The organism is Bacillus sp. AFS055030, from assembly GCF_002574545.1.
In the GTDB taxonomy this organism is placed as follows: domain Bacteria; phylum Bacillota; class Bacilli; order Bacillales; family Bacillaceae_G; genus Gottfriedia.
This window is the reverse complement of the sequence record NZ_NUGT01000051.1, coordinates 1-8,330: the sequence shown is the minus strand read 5'-3', so window position 1 is coordinate 8,330 and position 8,330 is coordinate 1. Positions and strand designations below refer to the sequence as shown.

General features: G+C 30.8%; 6 protein-coding genes and 1 pseudogene. 6 read left to right on the top strand and 1 reads right to left on the bottom strand.

Annotation, left to right across the window (positions count from 1 at the left end; translation table 11 throughout):
* A pseudogene (locus tag CN925_RS21615) lies at window positions 1-1,015 on the top strand (hypothetical protein); the annotation flags it as partial.
* Window positions 1,016-1,209: 194 nt separating this feature from the next.
* Entirely contained in the window at window positions 1,210-2,445 is a 1,236-nt protein-coding gene (locus tag CN925_RS15725; RefSeq protein ID WP_180232984.1) for an MFS transporter, read from the top strand.
* A gap of 102 nt (window positions 2,446-2,547) precedes the next feature.
* On the opposite strand, the gene CN925_RS15720 is transcribed toward CN925_RS15725, so the two are convergent.
* Entirely contained in the window at window positions 2,548-3,747 is a 1,200-nt protein-coding gene (locus CN925_RS15720; RefSeq protein ID WP_098847299.1) for a hypothetical protein, read from the bottom strand.
* 198 nt (window positions 3,748-3,945) lie between these two features.
* Here CN925_RS15720 and CN925_RS15715 point away from each other — a divergent pair, with 198 nt between their 5' ends.
* From CN925_RS15715 to CN925_RS15700, 4 genes are all read left to right on the top strand, one after another.
* Window positions 3,946-5,172 carry an MFS transporter gene (locus tag CN925_RS15715; protein WP_098847296.1) on the top strand — a complete coding sequence of 409 codons (1,227 nt, stop codon included), beginning with the start codon at window positions 3,946-3,948 and terminating at the stop codon, window positions 5,170-5,172.
* 302 nt (window positions 5,173-5,474) lie between these two features.
* Window positions 5,475-5,774 (top strand): hypothetical protein, encoded by a 300-nt coding sequence (locus CN925_RS15710; protein ID WP_098847293.1) that lies wholly within the window; start codon window positions 5,475-5,477, stop codon window positions 5,772-5,774.
* Window positions 5,775-6,004: 230 nt separating this feature from the next.
* Window positions 6,005-7,168: a multidrug efflux MFS transporter NorA gene (gene norA / locus CN925_RS15705; RefSeq protein ID WP_098847290.1), complete on the top strand. Its 1,164-nt coding sequence runs from the start codon at window positions 6,005-6,007 to the stop codon at window positions 7,166-7,168.
* 81 nt (window positions 7,169-7,249) lie between these two features.
* A complete protein-coding gene (locus CN925_RS15700) occupies window positions 7,250-8,098 on the top strand; it encodes a MerR family transcriptional regulator (RefSeq protein ID WP_098847288.1) in 849 nt (282 codons plus the stop codon).
* The last annotated feature ends 232 nt before the right edge of the window (window positions 8,099-8,330 follow it).

Sequence of the window (8,330 nt, the reverse complement as noted above, 5' to 3'; positions counted from 1 at the left end):
ACTTAGGTTGACATTTATAGCTATGCTAGTTTATATAGAAAAGAGATCAGATGTTGCGACGATAGAAGAAATAATCAAAGTCATTAACACACGCTTATGCAATTTATTTGAATGCTTTGGTTTAATAAGAATGGACGACTTTGATACCGAAACACATATGTATCAATACCTTAAAGGTTCAATTTTTGAAGAACACTCAGATGGTATGAGGGCAAGATTATTGAGTTGTTATAGAACTTGTTCTTATGTGACTAGAAAATGGGTTGTAACAAAAATACTTCAAGAACATCAAGGATACTTTCATCGATTTATACTTCCAATGCCTTCTTACGATTCAAGAGATTTCTCTTTTACTAGGGCAGCCAATGAACAAGCAAAAAACACTCGCAAGAGTGAGACAGACGCAATTGTTCCTTTGCTTCCTCGGATCCGAGCAGAAGGACATTTTCGTTGGAATCAAATAAATCGCCTGCGGCAAGCTTATTTTAAAGCTTGTGAGCAAGCGAAAACAGCTAATGTTAAGTTACCTTTAGGTTTCCATTACGATGAACCTGAACGGGTTGGTGAACGCTTTTATTTTCGCCTGTGGGACAAACCTTCGTTTGTATTGAATCACCAAGACTCTTTCAATAAATATACTTTAAAAGCAGCAATAAATCATACAGGTAGTTATTCAGATGAAAACAATTATTACTTCGTAGAGTTTGTTAAAGCCGAGAGTTTTGAAGATAATGAAGAAGCTGAAGGGCTATGGTTCACAGACCTTTTTGAATATGATGTTATTGGGCAATGGTATCAAAAAGCCAACGATGAAGTAATTAATCGTAACCGTTCAATTACCACCGAGGACATTGAATTTCATAAAATAAAACCAAACCGTAATCTGGATGGTCTACAAAAAAAATATATGAAATTATCTAAGGAAGAACTTATGCAAAGACTAATTCTAGCGGAAGAATATATTGCGGAAAATAATACTAAATGGGTTTCGAATTTCTTTGAATCGTTTAAGTAATTTAAGTTGAAGGTTATGTTGAAGTATATTGTTGATTTTCTTATGCAACTAAAAGGTGGTGTGGTTCATAAGGAAAGGACTATTTATTTAAATAAAGAATAGAAATATATATAACAAAATGAAGGAGTGAATCCAATGTAAACCCTTTTACTTTTTTTAGTCATATGAATAACTAAATAAAGGGGTTGTCTAAGTTGAAAAATCTTTCATTTCGATTCTTAGTCTTTGGACAAACTTTAGCGAATGCCGGGGATGTTTTTTATATAGTCGCTCTCATTTCCATTGTTTATGAGGTGACAAATTCGATGTTCTTTGTTTCGTTAGTTCCACTTTGTAATATGGTTTCGGGATTTTTGAGTAGTGTAATAGCGCCTTTGTTAATTGATAAATTCAATTTAAAGAAGATCCTATTCCTTTCACAACTTAATAAAACGCTTGTCTTACTTGTACTCACTCTCTTTACGTCATTTTATGTGACAGATCGTTCGATTTATCTAATATTTATCATAGTTTTTGCTATTTCATTTTTAGATGGTTGGGCAAACCCCGCGAGTAGTGCTATTATTCCAAGATTAGTTTCTGAAAAAGAGTTAATTAAAGCGAATAGTCTACTATCATCATTAAGTCAATTTATTCAATTAGCTGGTTGGGCAATAGGAGGAATATTAGTTGCTCTTCTCCATTCTAAAGGTTTATTTTGTTTAACATTTGCTCTCTATGTGTTATCAACGTACACAATCGCTTTAATAAAGTTGGAGAATTCAAGTGATGAAAAAAATGAATCAAATAACAATAAAATATCTTCTATTGTAGAGGGATGGAAGTTAATTATTGAAAATAAGACCTTGCGTACAATACACTTATTAATTTTCCTTAGTGCAATAGCAAGTCCTGTTTGGGTTTCTGCTATTCTTTATCCATTTATTCTAAATCGATTAAATGCAGGAACGGAATGGTGGGGATATATTAATACTTGTTTATTAATTGGTTTTTTTCTGGCAGGTATATACGGTTATAAACGATCGGAAATTCTAGAGAAGAAGATTTCATTTGTAATCATTTTAAGCAGTTTTTTTATTTTTGTATGTACCTTGGCGTTCGGGTTGAACACTATACCTTGGGTATCCCTAATATTCATCGCTATCTATGGTATCTTTCAAGAATTGAATAACATCTTTATTCATACACTTATTCAAAATATTGCTCAAGACAAGATTTTAGCAAAAGTTTATGCTGCTGAAGGTGCATTAATTATGATTACTTTTGGTATCTCAACAATGGTAATGGGTGTAATTGGAGAATATTTTAGTAGTGTTGCTGTGTTCCTAGTCGCATCCTTCTTTTTATGCATATCCTTTACAGTTGCTTTTAAAATGAAAAAGCAACTATCATTAACTGTTATTGATAAAATTTCAAGTATGGATAATTAGAGCTAGTTAGACTAAATAAAGAACAACTATTGGTATTAGTTGTTCTTTATTTTCTTTTTTCTTAAGTAACTAACGCTTGCGTTAGTTACTTAAGAAATGGTACTAATTTACATATAAATAAATAGCATTTTCCTTTTTTCTAAACCTTCCTTTTATTACTCCTATACCATCAACTGTAATAGCATCAATTTTTGCAATGGGAATATTTTTTAATATCATATGTAATCTAACTATATTTTGAATTCCGCCTTTCCAATATGTAATAACAGGTTGTTGAATAAGATAGTCTTCATTGTTAATTCTTACTTGAATAACATTCTTGTGTAAAAGTCTATCTTCAAATGGAACGATATTCATCGGATCAAAAGATTTTGCAGTTATTTCACCTTCAATAAATAGATGAATTCCTTTTTGTTGCTCAAAATTTTCAAATCTTTTTTTTCTACTTTGCATAGCAAAATTTATTACTGCGTCTGTTTCGGGAGTTATTTCTACCTCACTTACTTTTACAGTTCCATCGGAAAACTGCTTTAATAAATCGTATAGTGTTTCTTCTTTATTCCAAAAACTTTCTTTCCAACTTGGTGAAAACTCATCAAGTAATAAACACATAAATAATCCAGAACTATAACAACTCTTTCGGATATCTGACGTGGATTCGTATTTGTCTATAAGGTGTTGTCCATATTTTTTTAGAACTGAATTGTATGAATTTGGGCTTTTTTCCGAGTAAGCCTTTAGCTCAACATACCACGCAGGTCCTTCAATTGTTTCAATTAGATGTTCGTACTCTAGATGATCCTTGATTATGGTAGCTCTTTTTTCTCTAAATGCTATGAAAGTATTAAGATATTGTTTCTTATTAATAATATTATTTTCTAACACTGCGCTAAAAAGGCTAGCTCTTTCCTGATTTCGTAATTCCACATTTTCTTTTAATAAGGGATAAGTGATTCCCATTGTTTCATTCGCAAACCTTTTTTCACCCTTTACATATTGAAAACCGTGAAATAATTCGTGTACAAGAATAGAAAATAAACTTCCATAGTCCTCATACAATTCGAGATCTACAATTGCTGTTGGATAATCATCATAAAGAATAAGTGTACAACCATTATATTGTTCATCTCGCTGTAAAATTTGATATTGATTTTGTTGAGTTTTCGTCATTCTAGGATGGTTGAAAAGATACACATAACTATTATCATACAATGCGTAAGCAACTGATTCAAAACCTGCCCAATAATTATTAAAATTTGCATTTACTAATTCTTGGGCAATTTTATTAAGATTTTTATTCATCCCCTTCACCCTTATACAAAAAATCTATTATATTTAGATTCTCTTAGAGATAAAAAATTTCCTTTTTTTAAGACGAGCTTATACACCTAATTGGCAGATTAGTTGTATAAGGTAATATGTACCTGTTAAGTATCTTTATATTCTAATAATTATGATAAAATAAATTAGTAAGATTTGGTAAAAGTTAGGAGGGTGAAAATGAGTCAGTGGAAAGAGCAATCTTTATTAATTATTGGAATTGGAATTTCCAATCTTGGTAACTGGATTTATTTAATTGCATTAAATATTGCGATTCTAAATTTAACTGGTTCTGCTTCGGCGGTAGCAGGAATTTATGTTATTAGACCGATTGCAACTCTATTAACGAATACTTGGTCGGGAAGTATTATTGATCGAGTAAACAAGAGAAAAATCTTGATAACTGTTGATCTTATTCGAGGTAGTTTGATTTTTGTCATTCCATTCTTGACTTCAATTTGGAGTATTTATGGTTTTTTATTAGTAATAGGTATTTTTAGTTCGTTTTTTGGTCCAAGTTCAAACGTTTATATAACTAAGTTAATACCTTCCGAGAAAAAACAACGGTTTAATTCATTAATGAGTATGACGGGTTCGGGTGCATTCTTACTCGGTCCTGCTCTTGCAGGAATCCTGATTATGACTGTCGGAACAGATTTATGTATCTTCATTAATGCACTCAGCTTTTTTGTATGTGCTTTTTGTATTTACCTGCTACCAAATATTGATGTAAACACTGCTGGTTCAAGGAAAGTAGTTAGAATGAAAACACTAATTAATGACTGGAAAGTTGTTATTGAATTTGCGAAAGCTTCAAAGTTTTTTATTCTAATATTTTTACTGTTTCAAGGAGCATTATTAATAGGATTCGCATTAGATTCACAAGAAGCTACTTTTATTAAACAGCATTTACATTTAACGGATCGAGACTATGGATTTATTACAAGTGTAACAGGAATAGGTTCCTTAGCTGGTTCTTTTCTAGCAACGTTATTTTCAGAAAAAGTTTCCATTCGAATTTACACTGCATTTGGAATGCTATTTACAACTATTTTTTATTTTTCTTTTTATTCTTCAGTAGGATTATTCAGTGCAAGTATTTCCTTCATACTTTTAGGATTTTTTATGTCTTTTACAAATTCAGGCTTTGCTACATTTTTTCAAAAATATGTACCTACTGAGATAATGGGGAGATTCGGTAGTTTATCAGATATGTTCCTTGGTATGATTCAAATTGGTTTAACGCTACTATTAGGATTTTTTGCAGAAGTTTTTTCATTACAACAGGTTTGTTTAATTTTTAGTGGTACAAGTATTCTTGTGAGTTTAATTCTAATTTTTAGAATGTTTTTTTCTCAAAATACAATAATATCAACCGATAAACAAAAATTACATAAAAGCAACTAATAAACTTATGCAACTAACACAGTGAGTTACTACAACAACATTACAACTTGTTGTTGTAGTAAATTGTAGTACAAAAAAAGGATAGATAGAGCATATATTATTCTGCTCATCAATCCTTTTTTAATTTACTCTTATAATGTCTGACATTAAATAAAAATATAATATTATTAAGGGTTTCACGAAATATCTTGACTTTTAATGAAACATTGCGCCCTGACTTTATTTATGTTTTATTAATTTAAAAGTAATTCATTACTTTTTAGGAAAACCACCTCATATAATTAGAATGAGGAGGGATCTGGATGGAGAACGTCGATTTTCATATACTTCAATGGTTTTTTGGTACTACACCGATTCTTGGTTTAACATTCATGATGTTTATTGCCTCATTGATTGGCAAACGCCTCACTTTACCAATTATTACAGTTATCGTAACATCATGCTTATGGTTTATTTGGAAATCGCTACCAAACGATATTTGGCATCGTATGGGGGCAGTTGGTGATGTTGGACTTTACCAACATATAATATTTGCACTAATCCTTGGTTTTGCTACATCAAGTATTATAGGATCATTTCAAAAAACTCATCCTGCTAAATAATATTAACATTAAATAGATCACCATTTTAAAAGCAATCAATGATTTTAGATTGAAGAATATAAATTACTAATAATGATGAGCTTCTCTAAAAAGAGGCTCCTTTTTTATTTTTACGAATTGAAAGCGAATTCATGAAAAAGAAACAAATATAATAAAAAAATCATTTGACTCTCCCCTTGGAGGAGGCTTTACATTATGTTTTGTAGAGTTTTAAAAGGAGTTGAGTTAAAATGAAAAAACAAAACATCATGTTAACTTTAGTATTAATTAATTTGTTTATTATATTTTTAGGAATCGGTTTAGTGATTCCAGTAACACCTTCAATTATGAATGAGCTAAATATATCTGGTACAATTGTCGGCTATATGGTAGCTGCATTTGCTATTACCCAATTATTTTTTTCACCAATTGCAGGTCGCTGGGTAGACCAGTTCGGTCGTAAAAATATGATACTAATCGGTTTAATAATCTTTAGTATCTCAGAGTTTTTATTCGGAATGGGTAAAACGATAGAGGTTCTTTTTATTTCACGTATGCTAGGTGGCATAAGTGCGGCATTCATAATGCCAGCTGTAACAGCATTTATCGCAGATGTTACAACAGTCGATACGAGAGCAAAAGCACTTGGCTATATGTCAGCTGCCATTTCAACAGGTTTTATTGTAGGACCAGGAATTGGAGGATTTTTAGCAGAGTATGGTCCACGTATCCCGTTTTTCTTTGCAGCAGGATTGGCGATATTCGCATGGATATTATCAATTACACTCCTTCCAGAGCCAGAACGATATCAAGAAAATATTGAAGAAAAAGGACAAAAACCAGGATTCAAACGTATTTTTGCACCGATGTATTTTATCTCGTTTATGGTAATATTCATTTCACAATTTGGTTTGTCTGCTTTCGAATCATTGTTTTCACTGTTCACAAATCATAAATTTGATTTTGCACCAAAAGACATAGCAATCATGATTACTGGCGGAGGGATTGTTGGTGCGATTGCTCAAGTAGTATTATTTGATCGATTAACAAAATGGATGGGTGAAATTCGACTTATCCGATATAGTTTAATTCTTTCTACAATACTAGTGTTCTTAATGACAATTGTAAGCTCATACTTTACGATTTTACTTGTAACAATTACAGTATTTTTAGGTTTTGATTTAATGCGTCCAGCTGTGACTACTTATTTATCTAAAATTGCTGGTAATGAACAGGGCTTTGTAGGCGGAATGAATTCGATGTTTACTAGTTTTGGAAATGTAATCGGACCTATAATAGGTGGAATCTTATTTGATATAGACTTAAACTATCCATTTTATTTTGCAACAGTCTTATTAGCGAGTGGCGTTGGTTTAACAATCGCTTGGAAAATGCCAGTCTATCGAACAGCATAATTAATATAAAAAAGCGTATTCTTTATTTTCGAATAAAGAATATGCTGCTTTTGATAAAATAAGAATGTGGAGGTGAATTAAGTGAAGGAAAAACTATATACAATAGGTGAAGTCTCTAAATTAGTAAATATTTCGATAAAAGCACTCCGATATTATGATAAAATCAATTTATTTAAACCAGCGTATGTCGATCCAGATACGAATTACAGGTATTATAAAGACTCACAAATTCATCTTCTCGATTTAATTAAATCATTGAAATATATTGGGACACCGTTAGAAGAAATGAAAGAAGTACAAACGTTAAAAAGGGATGAATTTTTCGCCTTTTTAACAGAACAAGAAAAGATTGTAAGAGAAAAGATTGATTCATTAATCGAAATTGAAAAAATTATCGCGAATGCAAAAAAAGGATTGCAAAAGCAAAAGGATTACCCTCTATTTGGTGAAGTGTTTTTTTCGTATGAAGAAGAAATGCAAATCATTCAAACAAAGGCTATTGGGATTGACCCGAAAAATATTTTAAACGCTTCATACAGTAAATTGAAAAAATTTGCTGCATCGACAGAAGGTTTTAGGAACAATGGGTATGGTGCAATTGTGCCATATAAGTCTTATACCCATATTAATGAAGTTACCTATCAATATTTATTTACACCCGTATTAACAAAAAAACAAACTACTTTGCTATTACCAGGTACCGAGGTATCAACCATCCCCGAAGGAAAATACATCTGTATAACTTATAAGAGTGTATCAACTGATGATTATTTTAAAAACTTACAAAGACTTATTCACTATATAGACAAACATCAACTAACAGTTAAAAGTGATATCTATGAGTCAATAATACATAATAATTATTCGCCGAATCAAAAAGAAGAATTTTTGATTGAAATGAGAGTATTGGTCGATGATGAAACAGAATAATTAGAAAAAATAGTATCCTTAATAGCTCATAAATAAAAGAGCGAGCAATCATAATGATTTTTAAACAGACTCTTTAAAGAGTCTTTTTTTATTTTTATGGTCCAACAATAAAATTATTTAATATAAAAATTAATTTATTGAATAAAAGAAGGGGAATTTATATAAAAATTAAATTTTCTAGTTCATCGAATCAATTTTATTAATATTTAATTTTAACATTTTAATATTTTTA